The organism is Streptomyces sp. NPDC102270 (genome assembly GCF_044766405.1).
GTDB lineage: Bacteria > Actinomycetota > Actinomycetes > Streptomycetales > Streptomycetaceae > Streptomyces.
Genome location: NZ_JBIWLX010000005.1, coordinates 131,099 through 151,051, shown reverse-complemented (window position 1 = coordinate 151,051; position 19,953 = coordinate 131,099). Strand labels below are relative to the sequence as shown.

Annotated in this window: 23 protein-coding genes and 1 riboswitch; of the genes, 11 read left to right on the top strand and 12 right to left on the bottom strand. The window is 69.8% G+C overall.

The annotated features are described in order from the left end of the window. Position 1: 1 nt before the first annotated feature. Complete coding sequence (locus ACIRP7_RS10980; protein ID WP_403656353.1) at positions 2–787, bottom strand: hypothetical protein; 786 nt, start codon at positions 785–787, stop codon at positions 2–4. Between the two features lie 77 nt (positions 788–864). Next, positions 865–1,401: a TetR/AcrR family transcriptional regulator gene (locus ACIRP7_RS10975; protein ID WP_403657117.1), complete on the bottom strand. Its 537-nt coding sequence runs from the start codon at positions 1,399–1,401 to the stop codon at positions 865–867. A gap of 117 nt (positions 1,402–1,518) precedes the next feature. On the opposite strand from ACIRP7_RS10975, the gene ACIRP7_RS10970 reads away from it, so the two are divergent. Beyond that, positions 1,519–2,439: a DMT family transporter gene (locus ACIRP7_RS10970; protein WP_403656350.1), complete on the top strand. Its 921-nt coding sequence runs from the start codon at positions 1,519–1,521 to the stop codon at positions 2,437–2,439. Here ACIRP7_RS10970 and ACIRP7_RS10965 read toward each other — a convergent pair. The 6 genes from ACIRP7_RS10965 to ACIRP7_RS10940 form a co-directional block, all read right to left on the bottom strand. After that, positions 2,433–3,008: a dihydrofolate reductase family protein gene (locus ACIRP7_RS10965; RefSeq protein WP_403656347.1), complete on the bottom strand. Its 576-nt coding sequence runs from the start codon at positions 3,006–3,008 to the stop codon at positions 2,433–2,435. The genes ACIRP7_RS10970 and ACIRP7_RS10965 overlap by 7 nt on opposite strands. Before the next feature lie 522 nt (positions 3,009–3,530). After that, positions 3,531–4,400: a helix-turn-helix domain-containing protein gene (locus tag ACIRP7_RS10960; RefSeq protein ID WP_403656344.1), complete on the bottom strand. Its 870-nt coding sequence runs from the start codon at positions 4,398–4,400 to the stop codon at positions 3,531–3,533. A gap of 462 nt (positions 4,401–4,862) precedes the next feature. Next, complete coding sequence (locus ACIRP7_RS10955) at positions 4,863–6,047, bottom strand: HTTM domain-containing protein (RefSeq protein WP_403656341.1); 1,185 nt, start codon at positions 6,045–6,047, stop codon at positions 4,863–4,865. Then, complete coding sequence (locus ACIRP7_RS10950; RefSeq protein ID WP_403656338.1) at positions 6,037–6,600, bottom strand: DUF5819 family protein; 564 nt, start codon at positions 6,598–6,600, stop codon at positions 6,037–6,039. The genes ACIRP7_RS10955 and ACIRP7_RS10950 overlap by 11 nt, the downstream gene beginning before the upstream one ends. Positions 6,601–6,885: 285 nt before the next feature. Continuing rightward, positions 6,886–8,304: an ice-binding family protein gene (locus ACIRP7_RS10945; RefSeq protein ID WP_403656335.1), complete on the bottom strand. Its 1,419-nt coding sequence runs from the start codon at positions 8,302–8,304 to the stop codon at positions 6,886–6,888. A gap of 615 nt (positions 8,305–8,919) precedes the next feature. Further along, positions 8,920–9,354 carry an ATP-binding protein gene (locus ACIRP7_RS10940; RefSeq protein ID WP_403656332.1) on the bottom strand — a complete coding sequence of 145 codons (435 nt, stop codon included), beginning with the start codon at positions 9,352–9,354 and terminating at the stop codon, positions 8,920–8,922. A 224-nt stretch (positions 9,355–9,578) separates the two neighbouring features. Here ACIRP7_RS10940 and ACIRP7_RS10935 point away from each other — a divergent pair, with 224 nt between their 5' ends. From ACIRP7_RS10935 to ACIRP7_RS10920, 4 genes are all read left to right on the top strand, one after another. Continuing rightward, positions 9,579–10,460 (top strand): helix-turn-helix domain-containing protein, encoded by an 882-nt coding sequence (locus tag ACIRP7_RS10935; RefSeq protein ID WP_403656329.1) that lies wholly within the window; start codon positions 9,579–9,581, stop codon positions 10,458–10,460. 2 nt (positions 10,461–10,462) lie between these two features. After that, a complete protein-coding gene (locus ACIRP7_RS10930; protein ID WP_403656326.1) occupies positions 10,463–10,648 on the top strand; it encodes a DUF397 domain-containing protein in 186 nt (61 codons plus the stop codon). 242 nt (positions 10,649–10,890) lie between these two features. Continuing rightward, positions 10,891–12,123, top strand: a complete 1,233-nt coding sequence (thrS, locus tag ACIRP7_RS10925) for a threonine--tRNA ligase (RefSeq protein WP_403657114.1) — start codon at positions 10,891–10,893, stop codon at positions 12,121–12,123. A 37-nt stretch (positions 12,124–12,160) separates the two neighbouring features. After that, positions 12,161–13,123: a nucleoside hydrolase gene (locus tag ACIRP7_RS10920; protein ID WP_403656323.1), complete on the top strand. Its 963-nt coding sequence runs from the start codon at positions 12,161–12,163 to the stop codon at positions 13,121–13,123. A 30-nt stretch (positions 13,124–13,153) separates the two neighbouring features. On the opposite strand, the gene ACIRP7_RS10915 is transcribed toward ACIRP7_RS10920, so the two are convergent. Beyond that, the gene (locus ACIRP7_RS10915; RefSeq protein WP_403656320.1) at positions 13,154–14,269 is read right to left on the bottom strand and encodes a HoxN/HupN/NixA family nickel/cobalt transporter; all 1,116 of its coding nucleotides are present in this window, start codon (positions 14,267–14,269) and stop codon (positions 13,154–13,156) included. Positions 14,270–14,297: 28 nt separating this feature from the next. Beyond that, a riboswitch (cobalamin riboswitch) is annotated at positions 14,298–14,504 on the bottom strand. Positions 14,505–14,585: 81 nt separating this feature from the next. Between ACIRP7_RS10915 and ACIRP7_RS10910 the strand changes: the two genes are divergently transcribed. The 6 genes from ACIRP7_RS10910 (at position 14,586) to ACIRP7_RS10885 (ending at position 18,241) form a co-directional block, all read left to right on the top strand. Continuing rightward, complete coding sequence (locus ACIRP7_RS10910) at positions 14,586–14,933, top strand: ArsR/SmtB family transcription factor (RefSeq protein WP_390003127.1); 348 nt, start codon at positions 14,586–14,588, stop codon at positions 14,931–14,933. Between the two features lie 188 nt (positions 14,934–15,121). Next, complete coding sequence (locus tag ACIRP7_RS10905; protein ID WP_403656316.1) at positions 15,122–15,490, top strand: hypothetical protein; 369 nt, start codon at positions 15,122–15,124, stop codon at positions 15,488–15,490. 97 nt (positions 15,491–15,587) lie between these two features. Next, entirely contained in the window at positions 15,588–15,878 is a 291-nt protein-coding gene (locus ACIRP7_RS10900; RefSeq protein WP_403656314.1) for a hypothetical protein, read from the top strand. A gap of 59 nt (positions 15,879–15,937) precedes the next feature. Next, positions 15,938–16,240, top strand: coding sequence for a hypothetical protein (locus ACIRP7_RS10895; protein WP_403656311.1), 303 nt, complete (start codon positions 15,938–15,940; stop codon positions 16,238–16,240). Between the two features lie 360 nt (positions 16,241–16,600). Beyond that, positions 16,601–17,437: a DUF2182 domain-containing protein gene (locus ACIRP7_RS10890; RefSeq protein ID WP_403656308.1), complete on the top strand. Its 837-nt coding sequence runs from the start codon at positions 16,601–16,603 to the stop codon at positions 17,435–17,437. A gap of 147 nt (positions 17,438–17,584) precedes the next feature. Continuing rightward, on the top strand, positions 17,585–18,241 hold the full coding sequence (locus ACIRP7_RS10885; RefSeq protein WP_403656305.1) for a DUF1326 domain-containing protein: 657 nt from the start codon (positions 17,585–17,587) through the stop codon (positions 18,239–18,241). An 83-nt stretch (positions 18,242–18,324) separates the two neighbouring features. Here the strand turns inward: ACIRP7_RS10885 and ACIRP7_RS10880 are convergent, their stop codons facing one another. The 3 genes from ACIRP7_RS10880 to ACIRP7_RS10870 all read right to left on the bottom strand — a co-directional run bounded on the left by ACIRP7_RS10880 (position 18,325) and on the right by ACIRP7_RS10870 (position 19,908). Then, the gene (locus ACIRP7_RS10880) at positions 18,325–18,543 is read right to left on the bottom strand and encodes a hypothetical protein (protein ID WP_352387409.1); all 219 of its coding nucleotides are present in this window, start codon (positions 18,541–18,543) and stop codon (positions 18,325–18,327) included. A 44-nt stretch (positions 18,544–18,587) separates the two neighbouring features. Beyond that, positions 18,588–18,824: a hypothetical protein gene (locus ACIRP7_RS10875; protein WP_403656302.1), complete on the bottom strand. Its 237-nt coding sequence runs from the start codon at positions 18,822–18,824 to the stop codon at positions 18,588–18,590. A gap of 139 nt (positions 18,825–18,963) precedes the next feature. Beyond that, entirely contained in the window at positions 18,964–19,908 is a 945-nt protein-coding gene (locus ACIRP7_RS10870) for an LAETG motif-containing sortase-dependent surface protein (protein ID WP_403656299.1), read from the bottom strand. Positions 19,909–19,953 lie beyond the last annotated feature (45 nt).

Genomic DNA, 19,953 nt, shown 5'->3' with positions numbered 1-19,953 from the left:
CTCACACCTCCACCCGCCCCTGCCTCCTCACCTCCGTCAGTCGCTCGGCGCCCAGTTGCACGGCCGTCTGCGTGGCCTGCGTCTGCACCTCGCCGAAGCCGCCGTTCGTCACACTGATCGCGCCCTCCCCCACGCGGAGGGCGGCGACGTCCAGCGTGAGCGTCGTCGGCCGGCCGTCCGGGGACTGTCCGGTCAGCAGCACCCGCAGGCCCTGCCGGGCGTCCCCCACCTCCGGCAACGGCATCTCGCTGACCTGCACCCCCAGGACGGCTTTCGTGGTCGTGGTGGCCGCGAACTGCGCGCACGTCCGCGGCAGGCCTTTGAGCCAGGCCAGGGTCTTGTCGATCTCCGCGGGCGGACGCGCGAGCACCTGATACCGCATCTGGGCCTGATTCCACTCGTCGTCCATCCCGACGACCGCACGGGGCTGGGCATCGGCCCCGAACAGTTCGTCCGCGTACAGCGCGTCGAGCAGCCGCTGGCAGTCCGGCCGGTCGGCCTTCGCCTTCAGCACCCCGTCGTGCCAGGTGGCCACCCCCTGGCTCGGCGTCCAGGGCTCGCCGAGGTCCGCGTCGGTGACGAGCGCGGCCTGCGTCATGGCCTCGGTGAGAGCCGACGACGGGGCGGGGGACGCCTTCGGAGACGGTGGCGGCGCGCTGCTGGGCGGCGTGATCGGCGGCTTGGCAGCAGTGGGCGGCGTGGAGAGCGCGGAACAGGCGGTGGCGGCGAGGAGCCCGGAGAGGGCGAGAGTGCAGGCGGCGGCGCGGGCGGCGCGGGGCGGGGTCATGCTTCAAGTGATCACCGGGTTCGCCGAGGTCACCAGCGGTCCGGGCCGTACGGGTTACGGGGTGCGCCGAGCCGCGCCTACGCCCCCTGCCCGCCGACCAGTGCGGTCGCCTCCTCGCGGGCGTACCCGATCGGGTCGGCGAAGACGCGCAGCCCGTGGGCGACCATCGCGCCCTCGTGCAGCAGCATGAGCGTGCGGGCGTGCTCGGGGGCCAGGTCGGTGAAGAGACGGAGCATCCACTGCTTCTGGCCGGTGATGACGGCGTACGCCGGGTGGGCGGGGTCGCTGATCTCGGCGTGGGCGTTGACCATGGCGCACCCCTTGGGGCTGCTGTCGTCCATCCATTCCCGGGAGGCGTCGAAGACCGCGCGGACCCGCTCGCCGGCCTCCGGTCCCGCCGCCTCCAGCCGCTCCAAGACATACGTCCGCCAGCGCTCGTCCCGGGCGGCGAGGTACTCCACGACGATCTGCTCCTTGGAGCCGAACCGGTCGTAGAGCGTCTTCTTGGTCACCCCGGCCTCGGCGGCGATCAGGTCCACACCGACCGCGTGGATGCCGCGCTCGTAGAACAGCCGGGACGCCGCCGCGAGGGCGCGCCGCGCACCCGGGGTCATGCCGATCCGCCGTACCTGCCGCTCACCGTTGTCTCCCACCCTCCCGACTATACCGATCTGTATAGTGGTCGAGGCAAGGAGGTATACAGATCGGTCTAGTCACGGGTGGTGACCTCCATGAACGTCCTCCTCTCCGCAGCCTTCGTCGTGTGCTGGAGCTCGGGATTCGTCGGCGCCAAGCTGGGCACGCAGGACGCCGGAGCGACGACGCTCCTGATGTGGCGGTTCCTGCCGCTGGCGGCGGTCCTGGTCGCGTTCGCCGTCCACCGGGGCGGGCCTTCATGGCGCGCACTGGCGCCCCGCGACCTCGCCCGCCAGGCCCTGATCGGACTGCTCTCCCAGAGCGGCTATCTGCTCACCGTCTACTACGCCATCCAGCTCGGCGTCTCCAGCGGTACGACGGCACTGATCGACGGCACCCAGCCGCTGGTCGCGGGAGCGCTCGCCGGCCCGCTGCTGCGCGAGTACGTCTCGCCCCGGCAGTGGCTGGGCCTGTGCCTGGGTCTCGGCGGAGTCGCCCTGGTCACCACGGCCGACGCGGCGGCGACGACGGGGGTGGCCTGGTGGACCTACCTGGTCCCGTTCGCCGGGATGCTCTCGCTGGTCGCGGCCACCTTCCTCGAACGGCGCTCCCGCACCCGGGTGACCCCGGCCGTGTCGATGACCGTCCACTGCGCCACCAGCGCCGTCGTCTTCACGGCCGCCGCCCTCGCCACCGGCACCGCGACCCCGCCCAGCAGCGGGTCCTTCTGGCTGGCGACGATCTGGCTCGTGATCCTGTCCACCTTCGGCGGCTACGGCCTGTACTGGCTCGTCCTCCAGCGCTCGGGAGTCACCGAGGTCAACACCCTCATGTTCCTCATGGCCCCGGTCACGGCCGTCTGGGGCGCGTTGATGTTCGGCGAGCCCTTCACCACGCAGACCGGGGCGGGTCTGGCGGTCGCTCTGGGGGCGGTGGGGGTGGTGCGCGGGGCGGGTTCCCGCAGGGCGGAGGCGGAGGCGGGGGCGGAGGCGGAGGCCGAGGTCGCCGGTCAGTGAAGGGTGGGCCGGTAGATGAGCTCCTGGATGTGCCCGTCGAGCGTCCGGCTCTCCAGCAGCTCCAGGTCGAAGTCGGCCGCGTCCTGGAAGATCGGGGCCAGCCCGGTCCGTCCCGTGATGACGGGGAAGAGCGTCACGTGCAGGCGGTCGACCAGTCCCGCGGCCATCAGCGCCCGGTTCATCGCCAGACTGCCGTGCGAGCGCAACGGCACCTCGGACTCCTCCTTGAGCCGGGCGACGACGTCCACGGCGTCCCCGCTCACGACGGCCGCGTCCGGCCAGCCGAGAGAGTCCTCCAGGGTCGTCGACACCACGGTCGTCGGCAGGTTCCGCATCCTGGTGACCCACGGGTCCCGCACGTCGGCACCTTCGCTGCTCTCGGCCAGCATCTGCGCGAAGTCCCGAAAGGTGTGCGCCCCGAAGACCATCCGCTGCTCCGCGCCGTACACATCGAGACGACGGTCGAGCAACTCGGGCCCCTGCTTGCCCCAGTAGCCGGTCCAGTCCCCACCGGCGGCACCGTAGCCGTCGAGGCTGCAGAAGAAGTCGAAGGTGTAGGTGGCGGTCATGGGGCCCTCCTGGAGGACGGTCGATCGAGACGGGTATGTCCGGGCGACCACTGCGAACGAACTCCGGCGACCGCCATATACGTAGACCCGGGCTGTACCTGAAACTCATCGGGCCTTGCCGCCATGTGCATGATTCCGTGCCGGGGGCCGAGCGAGGATCATTCACGCTGTGGACGAGGTGCGGGATGACGTCATCGGCGTCTGGCGGGTCAGCCGGTCAGGACGGGCAGGCGGCTACGTGATGGCCGCCGTTCCCGCGTGCGGGGCGTTGTCGGCCTGGCTGCACGTTGTCTCCCACCCGGACGTGCAGAATCTGGACTCCGCGGGGGTGGCGACTGCCGTCGCTTCACCTTTACCGTGATCGTCCTGGTGAACTCCTGGAGCACCCAACGGGGGCGCAGTTCCACACCACGGACGGGTTCACGACCACGGCTTTCGCCCTGGGTGGCCTGGCCGGCGGGACTCGTCAGGACAAGCGGTGGACGTCGCGACTGCGAGACGCCCGGCATTCACCAACCGCACTCAGGGGCGGCACGCCGTGTCGATGTACATCTTGGTGACGTCGGTGATGAAGCCGCGGCTGCTGTCGGGGCTGAGGGCCAGGGCCTGGAGGTGCTCGTACATCACGCCGTAGTGCTGCACGTCGGATGGCTTCTCCAGGTAGAGATCGCTGGTGAACCGTTCCAGATACACCACTCCGCCGGGGTTCTCGACGAACGTCAGGATGGAGAACTGCCCCGACAGACCCGGATGGGCGCCCACGGTGTGCGGGAGGACCTGCACCGTGATGTGCGGTTCCGTGCCGAGCGCCTTCAGGTGCTCCAGTTGTTCACGCATGACATCAGGACTGCCGACGACGCGGCGCAGTGCCGATTCGTCCAGAACGACCCACAGACGCAACGGGCGGGTCAAGTCGTAGATCCGGTGCTGCCGGCGAAGCCGCACCTTGAGGCGCCTGGCGGCCTGTTCGGCAGTGGGCTGAGGGATCGTTTCCCTGATGACGGCGTGGGCGTAGGCGGGAGTCTGCAGCACGGCGGGGATCGTCATGGGCTCGTAGGTGTGGAGGACGGCGGCGTCGGTCTCCAGTGCGATGTAGACGCTCTGGGGGATGTCGCCGTAGGCCTGCCACCAGCCCTGCTGTCCGGATTCCTTGGCCATCTGGATCAGGGAGTCGATGACCTGCTGGTCCGTCACTCCGTAGATCGTGCACAGGTCGCGAACGTCGCGGGGGCTGATGGCGCGGTTGCCGTTCTCCAGATGGCTGATCTTGGGCTGGGAGACCATGAGCCGCTCGGCCACTTCCGTGCTCTTCAGCCCACTGGCCAGGCGGAGCCGGCGGAGCTCGGCTCCCAGACGGCGTCTCCTGAGGGTGGGATTGGTTGTCGCCGCCATGAGCGGTGTACCTCCGGCTCCAAGTCATCGTGCTGGTGCGCAGATTGCCAGGGAGCGAAAGTTGTCGATCAAGCGCCATGCCGTGTTGTTCGACGGGCAACCAAATCGGACCGTGACTGCGTCATTTGCCCAGATGCCGATGGGCCTGCGGACCGCTCACCTTCCGGGCGCGGCGTCCAGCTCCGGCGGTCGTCAGGAAGGCGTTCACGCGGCCGCCTTGCCTACCGGTGGTCGGACGACTGGCCCGACTGGGCCGTCCGGTCTGTTCCGGAACGGCTGCAGTCACCGCGGCGGCGGCATCTTCGTACTCCCATGCCTCGTCCGGGCCCATGGGCCCACCGGTCGCACCGGCGCGCGCTCGCGGTCGGTGGCGGGCCGTCGTGACCCCTGGAGGTGGAGCACCGACCAGGCCGTCTCCCGGCACGGGGAGCAGATGCCGGCTCAGCGGGTGTACGGCGGCTGCTACTGCGTCACCGTCGGGCCGGACGGCGGCCGGCCATCACGATCGCCTGCCGGGCGGGGCACCGGCCTGGATTCCTTTCGGCTGTCCGGGTGGCCGCCCTGCGGCGGGACGGATCCGAGCCCTGTTGCCTGACCGGGTGCCGGTGCCGGCACGCCGCATCGCCGGGTACCGCGCCGATGGAGCTGAGGCAGCAGCGTGTAGAAGCGGTCGGGAAGGAACACGGCGTCCGCGACGATCATCGTGCCCGAGAAGAGAGGCAGTCCCAGGACCACCGCGATGGCGACGTGCATGCCCAGAAGCAGGGCCAGGACGGGGTACTTGAGCCGGCCGAAGAGCACGAACGGAAAGGCGACCTGGGTGAGAACGGTCAGGTAGCCGACGGCCGCCATCGCGAGCGGGTACTGGTCCATGGCGTGGGAGAGCGCGGGCCACGGCTGGAAGAGCTCCAGGTTCAGCACGTAGTGGAGCGCGGTGCCGTCGTCCCAGAAAGAGCCCTGGACCTTGTAGAGACCGGCCGATCCGTACAGGAAGCAGACCTGTGCCGCGATCACGAAGACACCGCAGTTGTGCACCACGGTGACCAACGCGGTGCGGGCCGCTCGCAGGTCCTGCGCGGCAGCGTTGCGCGCCCGCGGCGGTGCGCCGTCCGCACGGGCCGCCTTGATCCGTGCTCTGCGCGCGTCCAGGGACCAGCGCCGGCCGCACGCGGTGAGCATGAGGTAAAGGGCCATCAGCAGGAGGAGATTGTCGCCTCCGTCCGTCATGAAGACCGCCCTGGCATGGAAGGAGGTCACCACGGCGGCGAAGAGCACGGAGGTGGCCCGGGTCCGCCAGCCCAGCATGAACAGCGCGGACGTCACGAGGGCCAGCACATAGCAGAGCTCGAAGTAGGCACGGCTGTCCGACAGGATCAGGAAGCTGTACCAGCCCGTCTGGTCGAAGAGCTGTGCCGCCAGTGCAGGTGTCCACGGGGAGCCGGGACCCCAGATCTCGGACCGGTGCGGGAACTCCCGCAGGAGGAAGGCCAGGTAGAGCAGCCCGTAGCCGATACGCAGAACCGACGTGGCGTACAAGGACACCGGCCGGCCGGTGAGAACGTCCCAGAAGGCATCGGTTCGGGCGAGAAGCAGACGGCGGACTGCGCCCGAGGCCGCGGGAAGTTCGTGGATCTGCTCATTTCCCATGGGGGGTCACCTTCCACCAGGGCAGGAGCCGGTTGTCCACCGGCGTCGGCGGCCGACGCCCGGCCGCGGTGCCGGGCGCGGCGACGGGCAGCGTGACGACCCGGAGCTGGATGAACTCGAACGTGCCTGCGCGGTGACCGGCGACGCGCTCTGCGGCGATGTTGCTCAGGTACTTCTGCATCATCACGGCCCGCGGCGAACGTGACGTGTCGTCCGTGCCGTGGGTGTCGGCGTAGGAGGCCCAGGCGCGGCGCAGGAGGTTCTGTGCCGTGTGGCTGGGAAATGGATCGTGTGCGACGGCGGCGCGGTCCAGTGCGGTCAGATCGATCCAGGGGCTGACTCTCGTCGATCCGCCGGGCGCGGTGTGCGCGGTCCTCGCCATGACCCGCCGGTTGACGGAGTCGGGGTTGGGGGCGAAGAGCCGCCAGTTCTGTTCGAAAAGGGGGTACACCCACGCGTCGACCTGGCGGCTGTACCGCTGCGAGACGGGGTTGGCCGGCGCCACATGGAGAAAGACGGCACCGACATGGACCAGGGTCGCCACCAGACACATGAGGACGACTGTGTGCAGCCCCGCTCTCAGGGCCCTGGCACCCCCGGTCCGCTCGCCGGGTGGGTCCGCGTCGTCACGCCGCTTCCCCGGCAGCGGGCCGGCATCGGACCGTCGGCTCTCCTCCACGTGTGTTGAACCGATTCCGCTCGACACCGCCCACCTTGCTTTCTCGTGTCCGCTGCCCGGTGTCCGGGGCTTTGGTGGACCGGCACCGGCGGCGCGCGGCGGAATCGAGATCCCGTCGCGCGCCGTCACCCGGTGGTCGGACCTTTCTCGACCTGCCGACTAGCTCTTGTCGTGGACTTCTTGGCCGTCGAACTTCGGTGCGTCGTCGTAGCCGTAGTTGTCGGAGCCGTAGTTGTCGGAGCCGGCGTGGTCGCCGTTGCCGTGGTCGTGGTTCTCATCGGGCTGATCGCCCTTGCCGTGGTCAGGCTTCCCGGGCGTGCCCTGGTGTTCGTCGCCCGGCTTGCCGTTGTGGTCGGGCCCACCACCGTGGTCCGGCCCGCCACCGTGGTCCGGTCCGCCGTGCTCACCCGGTCCGCCGTGCTCACCCGGTCCGCCGTGCTCACCGGGGTGGTCTGCGGGCTGTCCCGCGGTGGTTCCGGTTGTGTTGCCAGCGGTGTTCCCGGCCGTGTTGCCAGACGTGTTCCCGGAGGTGACGTTGTTCCCCGCGGTGTTGCCCGACGTGCTCCCGGCACCGGTGCCGCCCGTGACGCTGACGATGGGCCCGCCCAGGAGACCACCGCTGACCAGCCCGCCGCCGATCAGACCGGCGGTGGTGCCGGTCGTGGATCCGGTCGTGGATCCGGTCGTGGTGCCCGTGGTGGTGCCGGTCGTCGTGCCGGTGGTGGTACCGGTCGTCGTGGTGCCGCTGGTCGTTCCGCTGGTGGTACCGGTCGTCGTGGTGCCGCTGGTCGTTCCGCTGGTGGTACCGGTCGTCGTGGTGCCGCTGGTCGTGCCGGTGGAGCACGAGTTGAGGAAGATCCGGTTGGTGTCGAGCGTCACGGCGCCGTTGCGGGCCAGCGCCCGGCCCTCGATGTTCGTCCCCGTGGTCACGTGAATGTCCGTCAGCGCCATGATGGTGCCCACGAAAGTGGAATTCGTCCCGAGGGTGGCCGAACTGCCGATCTGCCAGTACACATTGCACGGCGAAGCGCCGTTGGTGAGGAGCACCCGGCTGGAGGACGCCGTCGTCAGGGCTTCCGGAATCTGGAATACCCAGACGGAATTCGGATTGCCACCTGCGTCCAGGATCAGGTCGCCGGTGAGGCCGACACCGGAGGAAGCGGTGTAAACGCCCGGAATCAGCGTGGTGCCATTTCCGATTCCCGCCGCGAGTGCGAAGTCTTCGGCCTGCCCTGCCGCATTGTTGTACGCCGTGACCAGGTCGGACTGGGCCTGCTGCGCCACAGCGTCGGCGGCGTGCACCGCGCCGAGCACCTCGCCGGGCGGGAAACCGGTGATGGCCGGGTTCGGAAAGGTGCCGAGGTCGTGGCTGATCACGGTGGGGCCGGTGTTGGTGACTCCCGCGCCCGCGAGCACGGAGAAGCTCGCCGCCGTGGCCAGCGGTACCGGAGTGGCGATGGCGACTGCCTGCGCGGGTGACAGGACGACCAGCGCGGCGGCGACCGTTGCGGCGAGGGCCGAGGCCAGCACGCCGGGCAAAGTACGGCGGCGAGCCATTTCAGGGATCTTCAGCTTCATCAAGATGCCATTTCCTGTGGGAGGCGCGGCGTGCCGGGCCCTAACCAAACGCCCGGGGGAGCCTTGATCTGACGGGTGCATATTACGGAGGAATCTTCGAGAGGCGGCACAGAGCAAGGGAGAGTTGCTCTGCCAAACGTAAATCCCTCGAATGCGGAGCATCTATTGGGGAATTCGTATTTCCGATTATCCGGAGTATGCAATGCGGACACGCGGTGGGGCCCGTTTCTCTCGATCGCGAGGGGTTCGGGAGCGAGGCAGGTGGTCCGGAGAGTCGGGGATCAGGGGCCGCAGGTGTAGGTGAGGCCCACTGCCTGGTCGAGCATGCGCGTCGCTGGTGAGCAGCCGGTGGTGGGCGCGCTGCAGAACAGTGGTGACCGTGGTCGGGTAGGGCGGTGGCGGCGACGGCTGGGGTGTCGGGGTCAGCGGTGCAGACGAGGACGGTCGCGCCATCCAGCACCCGATAGCGTCGGGAGAGCGAAGAACTCCGCGGTGACTATGCCCATGCCCGGGCCCTGGCTGTGCTCCGTCTCGTGGCCCGGTGCCGTTCCCGTGCCGGTGTCGTCGGTTACCGGCAACGCGGTCACGTGTGCAGAGAAGGCGCGCCTGATGTAGCTACTCATCGTGCTTCGGGTGGTCCAGTTCCGCCCACACCGTCTTGCCGACCGTGAGTCTCTCCACCGCCCAACGTCCCGCCAGTACGCGGACGATGAGCAGCCCTCGGCCGAACTGGTCGTCGGGTTGGGAGGGGCGGGTGCCGGGGAGGCGTTCGCCCCTCGGGTCGGTCACCGCGATGCGGAGGGCGGTGGTGGTGAGGGTCGTCTCGACGCGGAAGAGGCGGTCTCGTAGGCAGCCGTGGAGCAGGGCGTTGGTACACAACTCGCTTGCCACCAGGGACGCGTCGCCGGCGAGGGCGGGGTGGCCCCAGTCGACGGCGAGTGCGGCGACGCGTCTGCGGGCGAGGGGGATGCTGTGCGGGTACGGGGTGTAACTGACCTGGTCGTGGCGGTCGTAGGACTTGGGTGGGCCGGGAGGGCAGGCGTCGGTCACGGGTTCCTTCGGGAGTGGGGGAGCGGGTGAGTTGGGGTGGCTCCGCCGTGCGGGCAGCACGGTGCGCTTCCGCCAACTGGTTTCACTGTGTGTGCGATCGAGTACTGACGGTAGTGATGCGTTGTCCGGTCCCGCAAGCAGTCTCTGGGAAATATGTCTCCAGTTTCGCTTGTGCTGTGACTCCGGTGAACCGCACACTGGCCACGATCAGGAGGTGACCCGAGGTGTCCACAGGCCAGTTCACGCGCGGTACCCGTGTATCCACCGTCCTCGCGCGCAAGTTGGGTGGTGAACTGCTGAGGCTGCGGGACCGGGCCGGCCTGACCCAGCCGCAGGCTGCGGAGGCGCTCTCGGCGACGGCCGCCAAGGTGGCCAAGATGGAGCGTGGGTGGGTGCCGTTCCGCGATCCCGACATCAAGATCCTGTGCGAGCTGTACGGCGTGGCCGAGCCGAAGGCCGTGGAGAGGTTGTTGAGCCTCGCCAGGACGGACCGGGAGCGGCGCAAGGCCAAGGGGTGGTGGAACCAATACCCCGAGTTGCGATCCCTCGTGGAGTACGTCGCCCTGGAGGACATCGCGACCGGCGTCCGGACCTGGCAAGGGGCCTTCGTCCCCGGCCTCCTGCAAACGCCGGACTACGCCAGGGCGCTGGCGATCGGCAACGCCGACTGGGACGAGCCGGGTGAGATCGAGCGGTTCGTGGAGGCGAAGGTCGCCCGGCAGGGGCGGCTGACGGACAGCAGCCCGCTCGATCTATGGGCCGTGGTCGGCGAAGGAGCTCTGCGTCAACTGGTCGGCGGCCGTGAGGTCATGCGTGCCCAACTGGCCCACCTCGTCGAGGTGTCCCGGCTCCCCAACGTAAAGCTTCAGGTGGTCCCGTTCCTCGCGGGCTCCCACCCCGGCATGACCAGCGCCTTCAGCGTCGTCTCCTTCGCCGAACCCGGCGCGATGGACGTGGTCTACATGGATACGACCTCGTCTACGCTGTGGCTGGAGAGCGAGGCGGACGCCGCACGGCACAACACCAAGTTCGAGCGGATCGCAAGGAACGGACTCGCCCTTCACGATTCCGTCGAGTTGATCGAACGCATCCGCAAGGAGCTGTGACCGTGCCGCACTTCGAGTTCGCCAAGTCCAGCCACAGCAGCGGCAACGGCGAGTGCGTCGAAGTCGCCCGCAACCACCCCCACACCGTCGCCGTCCGCGACTCCAAAACCCCCCACGGACCGATACTCCAGGTCGTCCCCGACACCTGGACCACCTTCATACGGTCCCTGCATCACGAACACCCCTGACCAGCCCCGCCATACCGCGGACCGGCGCACAAAAACCCCTCGCCCCACCCCCACCCCTCCCCCTACCCTCACCCCATGCAGCGCGCCCAAGCCAGAGCCATCCCCTCCATCACGACGACGCCGGAGCAGGTCCCGGCGCGCTGACAGCTGACGCAGTCCGAAGCCCCGGGGCGAGTGCCCTGGGGCTTTGTCGTTCCCGTCGGTTCCTCGCCCCCATCGCGAGGGAGAACTCCATGAACCCGATGAACCCCGTGCACGACCACCGACGGCTCGGCCGTGAGCTGGAGCTGTTCGACACCGATCCCCTGATGGGCGCGGGGCTGCCGTACTGGCTGCCCGACGGGGCCGTCGTACGGCATGTTCTGGAGGAGTACGTCAGGGAGGTGGAGCGGGCCGCCGGGTACCGGCATGTGTACTCGCCGGTGCTCGGGAAGCGGGAGCTGTACGAGATCTCCGGGCACTGGTCGCACTACGGCGACGACATGTTCCCGCCGATGCGGCTGGGCGGCGAGGAGGTCGTGCTGCGGCCCAGCCTCTGCCCGCACCACGCCCTCATCTATCGGTCACGGTCCCACAGCTACCGTGAACTGCCTCTCCGTATCGCCGAGTTGGGTGGCATATACCGCTCGGAACTGTCCGGCGTCCTCGGCGGTCTCACCCGCGTCCGCTCCATTCAGCTCAACGACGCCCACATCTTCTGCACCCCGGAGCAGGCCGTGGCCGAGGCCCGCGCCGCCCTCGACCTCATCCGACGCGCCTACGACGACCTCGGCATCCGAGCGTCCAGGTACCGGCTGTCGCTCCCCGGCAACGGCGACGGCGACGGAAAGTACGTCCCCGATCCGGAACTCTGGCGCCGCGCCACCGCCCTCCTCGAAGAGGTCCTCGACGGCGTCGACCACGAGTCCGTCGAGGGCGAGGCCGCCTTCTACGGCCCCAAGATCGACGTGCAGATCACCGACCCCGCCGGCCGGGAGTCCACCCTCTCCACCGTTCAGATCGACTTCCACCAGCCCGAACGCTTCGACCTCCACTACATCGGCCCCGACGGCGCTAAACACCGCCCCGTGATGGTCCACCGCAGCATCATCGGCAGTGTGGAGCGGGCTGTCGCCCATCTCATCGAGGCGCACGGCGGCGCCTTCCCGGTGTGGCTCGCCCCCGTGCAGCTGGTGGTCCTGCCGGTGGCGGAGGCACAGGAGGAACGGGCCCATGAGCTCGTACGGCGGGCCGAAGCGCGCGGCATCCGGGCCGAACTGTCCGGTCCCGGTCACGGCACCCTCGGCGCCCGCGTCCGCGCCGCGCGCCTCGTGCCGTACCAGGCGGTGATCGGGGAGCGGGAGGCCGACGCGGGCTGTGCGGCCGTACGGCTGCGGGACGGGCGTAGGCCGGGAGCCGTGCCGGTCGGCGAGCTGCTGGAACGGATCGCTGCCCGTAGCGGTGATCGCGGGGCCGAACTCTGGGCGGCTGCGTAAGGTCGATCCGTACCGCCAGTGACGAAAGGACCCCGCCGTGACCGGTCAGCCCATTCCGGTGATCATCGACTGCGACACCGGTGTCGACGACGCCCTGGCCCTGCTGTTCGCCGTACGGCACCCGGGCATCGATCTGCGCGCGGTCACCTGTGTCGCCGGGAACACCGATGTCGACGGTGTCGTGCGCAACACGCTGACCGTTCTTGAGCAGGCCGGGGCCGGGGACATCCCCGTCGCCCGGGGTGCCGCGCGGCCGCTGATCGAGCCCGTGCGCGCCGCGCACCACGTGCACGGGCTGGACGGCATGGGGGACCTGGGGCTGCCCGCGCCTACCCGGGTCGCGGTGGACGTGGACGCGGTGACCCTGCTCAGGCGGGAGATCCTCGCCTCCCCGACGCCGGTCACCCTCATCCCCACCGCGCCGCTGACGAACATCGCCCTGTTGCTCCGCACCCACCCCGACGTGGTGCGGAACATCGAGCGGATCGTGTTCATGGGCGGCGCGGTGGCGACCGGGAACGCCACTCCCGTCGCGGAGTTCAACGTCTGGCACGACCCCGAGGCGGCCGCCGTGCTGCTCACCGCCGGAGTGCCGATGACCATGTACGGCCTGGACGTGTTCGAGCGGGTCATCGTCCCCGCCGCCGACGTCGAGCGGCTGCGGGCGAGTTCGGAGCCCAGCCTGCGCATGGCCGGGGACCTCCTCGCCCACCGCGACCCGGCCACCTCCGGCGACCCCACTCCCACCGGTGGCCTCGGCGACGCGGGCGCGGTGTGCGCGGTCGTCGACCCGGAGGGGCTGACCACCGAGCTGCTGCCGGTGGAGGTGAGCCTCGCCCCCGGCCCCACGCGCGGCCAGACCGTCATCGACCGCCGCCGCCGTCCCGGTGAGTCCGAGATCCACGAGGGCGAGCGTGAAGTGACCCTCGTGGACGTGGCGTTGGGCGTCGACGTCGAGCGGTACGTGAAGCTGTGGCTGACCGCGGTGGAGGGGGCCTAGTCCAGGCATGATCCCTTGAGGCGCGGTCCCTCAGGAACTGCTGACGCTCCACCGCTGCTCCACCTTCGCGAGCCGCCAGTAGGCGATCGCCGCCGCCCACACCACCACGAACAGGCCGACGATGATGTAGCCGACGTTGTCGAGGTCGATGTCGGCGATCCAGGTGGTGAGGGCGTCGGTGAGGTCGAGCTTGTCGTGCAGGACGCCGACCAGCTCGATCGTGCCGATGAAGAAGGCGACCGCGATGGACAGCCCGGTGATGGCGAGGTTGTAGAAGACCTTGCGGACGGGGTTGGAGAAGGCCCACTGGTAGGCGAAGTTCATGAAGGTGCCGTCGAGGGTGTCGAACAGGCTCATGCCGGCGGCGAAGAGCAGCGGCAGGCAGAGGATGGCGTACCAGGGAAGGCCCGCGGCCGCGCCCGACCCGGCCATCACCATCAGGGTCACTTCCGTGGCCGTGTCGAAGCCGAGCCCGAACAGGAAGCCCAGCGGGAACATCTGCCCCGGCCGGGTGATGGACTTGGTGAGCCGCCCGAGGATCCGGTTCATGAACCCGCGCGAGTCGAGATGCTGCTCCAGCTCCTTCTCGTCGTACGTCCCCGCCCGCATCGCCCGGAAGACCTTCAGGATGCCCAGCAGGGCGACCAGGTTGAGGGCGGCGATGAGATAGAGGAACGACCCGGAGACCGTCGTACCGAGAAATCCGAGCACCTGGTGGGTACTTGAGCCCTCGTTCATGACCTTGCCGGCCAGCTGGGTGCCGCCGGCGATGAGGGCGGCGAGCAGGACCACGACACTGGAGTGCCCGAGCGCGAACCAGAACCCCCCGGACACCGGCCGTTTGCCGTCCGCCATCAGCTTGCGCGTGGTGTTGTCGATCGCGGCGATGTGGTCGGCGTCGAAGGCGTGGCGCATACCGAGGGTGTAGGCGGTGATGCCGAGCCCGATGCCGAAGGCCTTGTCGCCCACCTCGTAGTGCTCCGGGACGACGAGCAGGAAGAGGATGCCGAAGGCGACGACGTGCAGGGCGGCTATCGCGGCCATCAGACCGACCGTCTTGACGGTGTCCTCGCGCCGCCAGCGGAGGGAAGCGGGGGCGGCGGCGGTCTCGGGCCGCGCAGTCTCGGGCAGCGCAGGATCAGTCATACGGTGGTCACTCCAGCACCTCGTGGATGAACGCGTGAGCTGCCGTGGCCGGTCTCCTGGCTTACGGGTCGTGCGTTTCCCTGCCCGCCTTCCCGGCCTGATGGTGACGGCCAGTGGCTGTCCCGCGAGGGACGTGGGAGGGAAACTCCCCGATCACAGTGGCGAGGGCCGCACCGGAATGGACCTTTGAGGGGTCGTCACCGGCTTCCCGAGCACCACGGCCCGCCCACCGTAGGCGGGGGCGGGGGCTCCTGCATAGCTGCACACCTGCGCAGGTATGGAAGATCACACAGAGCCGCCTGCGAGGATGTGCGCCATGCACCTCGTCCCGGCCGACCGAGCCGACCGCCGCACCATCGACGGACACCGGGTGTGCGACGCCATCGCCGCGATCGGCGACCCGGGACACGTCCGCACCTGGTCCGACCGTTTCGCCCTCCTGGCCGACCCGAACCGGCTCGCCCTGCTGCTCGCCCTGCACCGGACCGGCCCCCTGGCCGTCTCCGACCTCGCGATCGCGACCGGTATGAACGACCCGGCCGTGTCCCAGGCGCTACGGCTGCTGCGGGCGGCCGGGGTCGTGGCGGGCGAGAAGGAGGGGCGGGTGGTGCGGTACCGGGTGGTGGACGAGGCGGTACGGGGGCTGCTGCAGCAGGTGTCGTGAGGGGGCGGGGCAGACCGGGCCCTGGCGGACGACTCCGGATTTCTGTGGGGCAGGGGCAGTTCAGCGGCACTGAAAGGCCGGGACATCCGTCACTGTGCCTGTGTACCGTGCCCGTATGACCGACAACCGAAAGGGCCGTGCCGCGTAGGCGCCCCTCAGCCCTGCGGGCTGAACTGCCGATCCGTCGCGTGAGGCCGCGACGGTACCCGGCCATCGACGGCCTCTCCGCACGCTGCATGGCCGATCTGCGCCGACTCGAACGATCCCGCTCCTTCCTCGAGGACACGGCCGAAGCGTTCCGGCGCTGGAAAGCTCTTGCCCATGGACCGCTCAGGCTGATCGCGGACCCGGCGACAGCGCAGCGATGCGGCATCCCCGGCTGTTGCGACGTGGGCTACTTCCGCGATCACCTCGAAGCCGTTCTGCACGCCCTGCCCAAGAAGAGCGGACGAGAGTTGCGCGCTGTCCTTACCCCCCTCGACGACGAGATTCTGAGGCGGGCGAAGGTCATCCAGGTCGACAACCTCGGCGTGCCGTGGTGGCGGGACCAGCTCTAGGTCCAGGAGGCGTGAGCGGTGCCCAACTCGCTTGACACGGTGGTGGCGTCGTGAGGTGATCCATGCACCGTGATCCTTTGGGGGGACCTTGTCGTACGTGGCCGTGACGCTCGCAGGCGCCGACACACCGGGTGAGCATCTCCAACTGGCGGCCTTCACGGCCATGGCCGCGATCGTCTTCATCTGGTTGGGGCGACGGCAGCGCAGCACGGGGCGCAGCGTGCTCGCCCCGAGCGAGACGATGAGGGCCGGCGACCGGCTCATCCCGGCACCACCCCCGAGCCGCGGGCACCGCAGAGCCGGGTGGGTGTGGATCGCCTTCGGCTGCGTCTTCCTCCTGCCGGCTGCGTTCAACCTCCTGGCGGCGATCCATGAACTCATCGTCTGACAACTCGCCGCCGTGGGGATGGCATCGACAGGAGGACCCGCGTCGCTGAGGATGCCGGGGTGACCGATGGCCAACTGGTCCTGGCGGTCCGTACGCATGTGGCCGGCAGGGAGCTGCCCGGCCCCTCAGCTGCCGAGGACGTCACCGCCTTCGAGCGGGTGGCGGGCCATCCGATGCCTGAGCTGCTGAAGCGGATGTATCTCGAAGTCGCCAACGGTGGCTTCGGGCCAAAGCGGGCGGTGTCGCTGACCGAGACCGACGACTGGTTCAGCGACTGCGCGGACATCACCGAGGCTTACCACGCGTTCGTCGCTCCGGATGATGTCCTCCCGTCGGGGCTCGTCCCGCTGGGGTCCGCGTAGAGCAGCCACCATTGGGCGATGTCCGTGTCCTGCTCGGAGCGCGCGCCCCCAGAGTCCGTGTATCCGGGTACCGAGGCGCCGCCCCGCGCTAACCGGGCGCCCTGGCGTCGCCCCAGAAACAACCGCGCACCTCGATTCCGGGCCGCAGCTCACACAGCTCGTCCCGGACCTTCTCTAAGGTCGAGACATACGACTTCGCCCGTACTCCCGTACCGTGCACGAACACGACTGAACTCCCGGCGCCCGGGGGAAATGACCCGTCCGTCGGAGTGCCGCAAAAGGCGCGGAGACCGCCCGGGCCAGGTCGCGTCGAGGGCGGGGACATGCTCTCCTTGGAATGAGCCGCAGGAGAACACGCCGATGCGTCACAGCCGGAGTTCCGCTCTCGAAGCCGGCCGGTCGGTCGCCCCGACCGGAACGGGTGGGGGGTTGCTGCCCACGCGGGATCTCGCGGCCGCGTGGTTGCTCGTTGTCCTGATCGCGGTGCCCGCCTGGGTACTGACCATCGGCCAGGCGCGGGACATGGGGGTCGAGCCCGGCACGATGGGGATGGCGCTGCCGCTGTTCCTGCTGCTCTGGGTGACGATGATGGCGGCCATGATGCTGCCGTCCATGGCGCCGGTGGCCATCACCTGGGTCCGGGGCATCGGCCGGCAGTCCTCCGGCTGGGCGCGGACCGCCCGCACCGTCGAGTTCGTCGCCGGATACCTGCTGGTGTGGACGGCGTTCGGGCTGCTCACCTACGCAGCACTGGCCTTCACCGGCAGCCTCCTGGACGACCACCCCGCGGCCGGTCGCTGGATCGGCTCGGCCGCCTTCCTGCTCGCGGGCCTGTACCAGCTGGGCCCCCTGAAGTCCGTCTGCCTGCGGCACTGCCGCGACCCCCTGGGCCACCTGGTGCGCTACTCCGGCTTCCGCGGGCCGGCGCGCGACCTGCGGGTGGGCCTCCACCACGGCGCCTACTGTGTCGGCTGCTGCGCCGGATTGATGGTCGTGCTCGTTCCGCTGGGCGTGATGAACGTGGCGGCGATGGCTGGGCTGGCCGTGGTGATCTTCGTGGAGAAGCTGTGGTCCCGGGGCCCCCTGCTCGCCCGCGCCGTGGGCGTCGTATTCCTCGTCCTGGCCGTGCTCGCACCCTTCCAGGACTGGCTGCTTCCCGGGCTGCGGGACTCGATGCCGTCGACGGACGACATGTGATCCCTTGCCGGTGAACGGGTTCCCCATCAGGGAAGGCAGGTGCAAGCTGGAAGGGAGACCGTCTCCCGATCCCGGGGCCTCGGGCTCGGCACACGCGGTCTCGCCACTCCGAGTGAGCCTCCTGGGGCTCGGCAGGAGGGAAGCGAGATGACAGAACAGGCCACCACCGCGACGCGCTGGCATCTGGCCGGCGACTGGTTCGATGTGTGCAACTGCGCCATCCCCTGTCCGTGCACGTTCGCCCAGCCCCCGACCTACGGCGACTGCGAAGGCGTCCTGGTCTGGCACATCCGGGAGGGCAGCTACGGCGACGTCCGTCTCGACGGCCTCAACGTCCTGATGCTCGGCTCCTTCACGGGCAACGTCTGGGCCGGCGAGCACAGCGACCCCTACGCCGCCGTCTTCCTCGACGAACGCGCCGATGAACAGCAACGCAGTGCTCTCGGAGCCGTCTTCGGCGGCGAGGCGGGCGGCTGGCCGGCCCGGTTCGGGGAGATGTTCCACCCCGAGATGCGCGGCATGGACGTCGCACCCATCCGCGTCGAGATAGACGATGACCTCGCCACCTGGCGGGCCGAGGTCCCCGGCCGTGTCACGGCAGCCGCCGAGGCGCTCACCGGCCCGACCACCGCAGACGGCGCGCGTGTCCAGGTCCACAATGCCCCGGGTGCCGAAGTCGGACCGGGCCAGGTCGCCACCTGGGGCCGGGCCACCGTCGACCGCGCGGATGCGTTCGGCTTCTCCTGGGACCGCTCCGGGAAGTCGAGCAAGCACTTCCCCTTCGACTGGAGCGGCCCCGACTGACCCACCCGGCGGCACGGACCGGCTCAGGCACGGCCCTGAACGTCTCCGCCGGTCACGGCGTCCCCCCTCCACCCCTCCACCCCTCACCCCTCCACCCCCCACCACTCCGGCCCGCCCCCCTTCCATTCGATCCACGACGACTGCGCCACCTCCGCCGCGTCGATCTCCAGGCCTGCCCTGCGGAGGAACTCGGCGACGTCGGTCAGGTTGTGGGCCAGGCCGAGGATCTCGCCGTCCACGCGGACGCGGCGGCCGCCGGTGGGGGACGGGGGGTGCACGATCACGCGGATCGGTCCGGACATGTCTTCAGGATCGTCCGGGACGTACGGTCCCGCATGTCGGTCCGTCATCGGTCGAGCCGTTCGCCGATGTCCGCGACGGACGAGCGCCCCAGATCGCGCAGTTCCCGCCACTCGGCCGGGCGTGGGCGCCCTCGCTGCCAGTGGGGGTGGAAGAACACCTGGGCCGACAGCCGGTACAGGCGTCGGCGCAGCTCCGTGCGGCCGGGGCGCTCGGCGAGCTGCCGGTAGGTGGCACTCCAGTCCCGCTGTGCCCGGGCGAGGTCGTCGGGGAACGATCGCATGCCCGGATTCAATCATGTGTTCGATTTATTGGGCCATGGCGGGTCCATGGCGGGTTCATGGCGGGTCTGCGGACGAGTCCCGGTACGCCGAAGGGCCGCCCACACCGCGAACGGTGGGACGGCCCCGGTCGGACAGGGGTCAGGCGCGCGAAGCCTTGCGGCGACGCGTGGCCAGGACGATGCCCGCGCCGCCCGCGAGCAGCACCGCCGCGCCGCCCGCGATCAGCGGGGTGTTGCTGCTGGCGCCGGTCTCGGCGAGGTTGTCACCGCCGCCGCCGTTCGGGGTGGGGGCGGCCGGAGTCGTGGTGGACTCGGAGGCCGACGGGGTCGGGGTGCTCGTACCCGGGGTCTCGGACGCCGGGGGCGTGCTCTCGGACGCCGGCGGGGTGGACTCGGAGGCCGGCGGGGTCGACTCCGAGGCCGGCGGAGTGGACTCCGAGGCCGGCGGGGTCGCCGGAGGCGTGGTCTGCGTGGTCGTGCAGTCCTTCGTGCCGCCGTTCCAGGCCGCGATCAGCTTGTCCTTGATGACCGGGTGGTCCGGGCCCTTGGGGAGGTCGCCGTGCGGAAGGCCGTCCTTGGCGTCGAGCTGGCCGTCGAACTTCGTGTTGCCCCGGTAGAGGTCGATCTGCGCGTAGCAGCCGACGTCCGGGATCGAGATGTCGAGGGAGTCGACGGAGCCGGCCTTGACGGTCACGGTGTCGAAGTCGTGGAAGACCTGCTCGCCGGAGGTGGCGAACGTCGGGCCGTGCGCGCGGTAGGACGCGAGAGAGGCGGTGCAGGTGGACGCGTCGCCCGCCGCACGGACCTTGACGTGGACCTTGCCGTCCTCGGTCGGCTTCAGGTTCAGGTCGTCGACCTTGACCGAGGCGAAGAAGTTCTTGCCGTCGAGGGAGAACTCGCAGCGGTCGGTCTCGGTCTTGGAGCCGGCGCCCGTACCCGGCTTGTAGCTTCCGCCGTCCTGCCAGCCCTTGCCGCCGGGGCAGTCGGAGGCCGAGGCGACGGAGGCGAGGGCAGCGGAGAAGGCGAGCGTCGCGGCGCCCGTCCCCAACAGGCGCCGCATGGTGACACGTCTCGCTATGGACATACGTATCCCGTCAGGATGAGAGTGAGTGGTAACAGCAAGCATCAG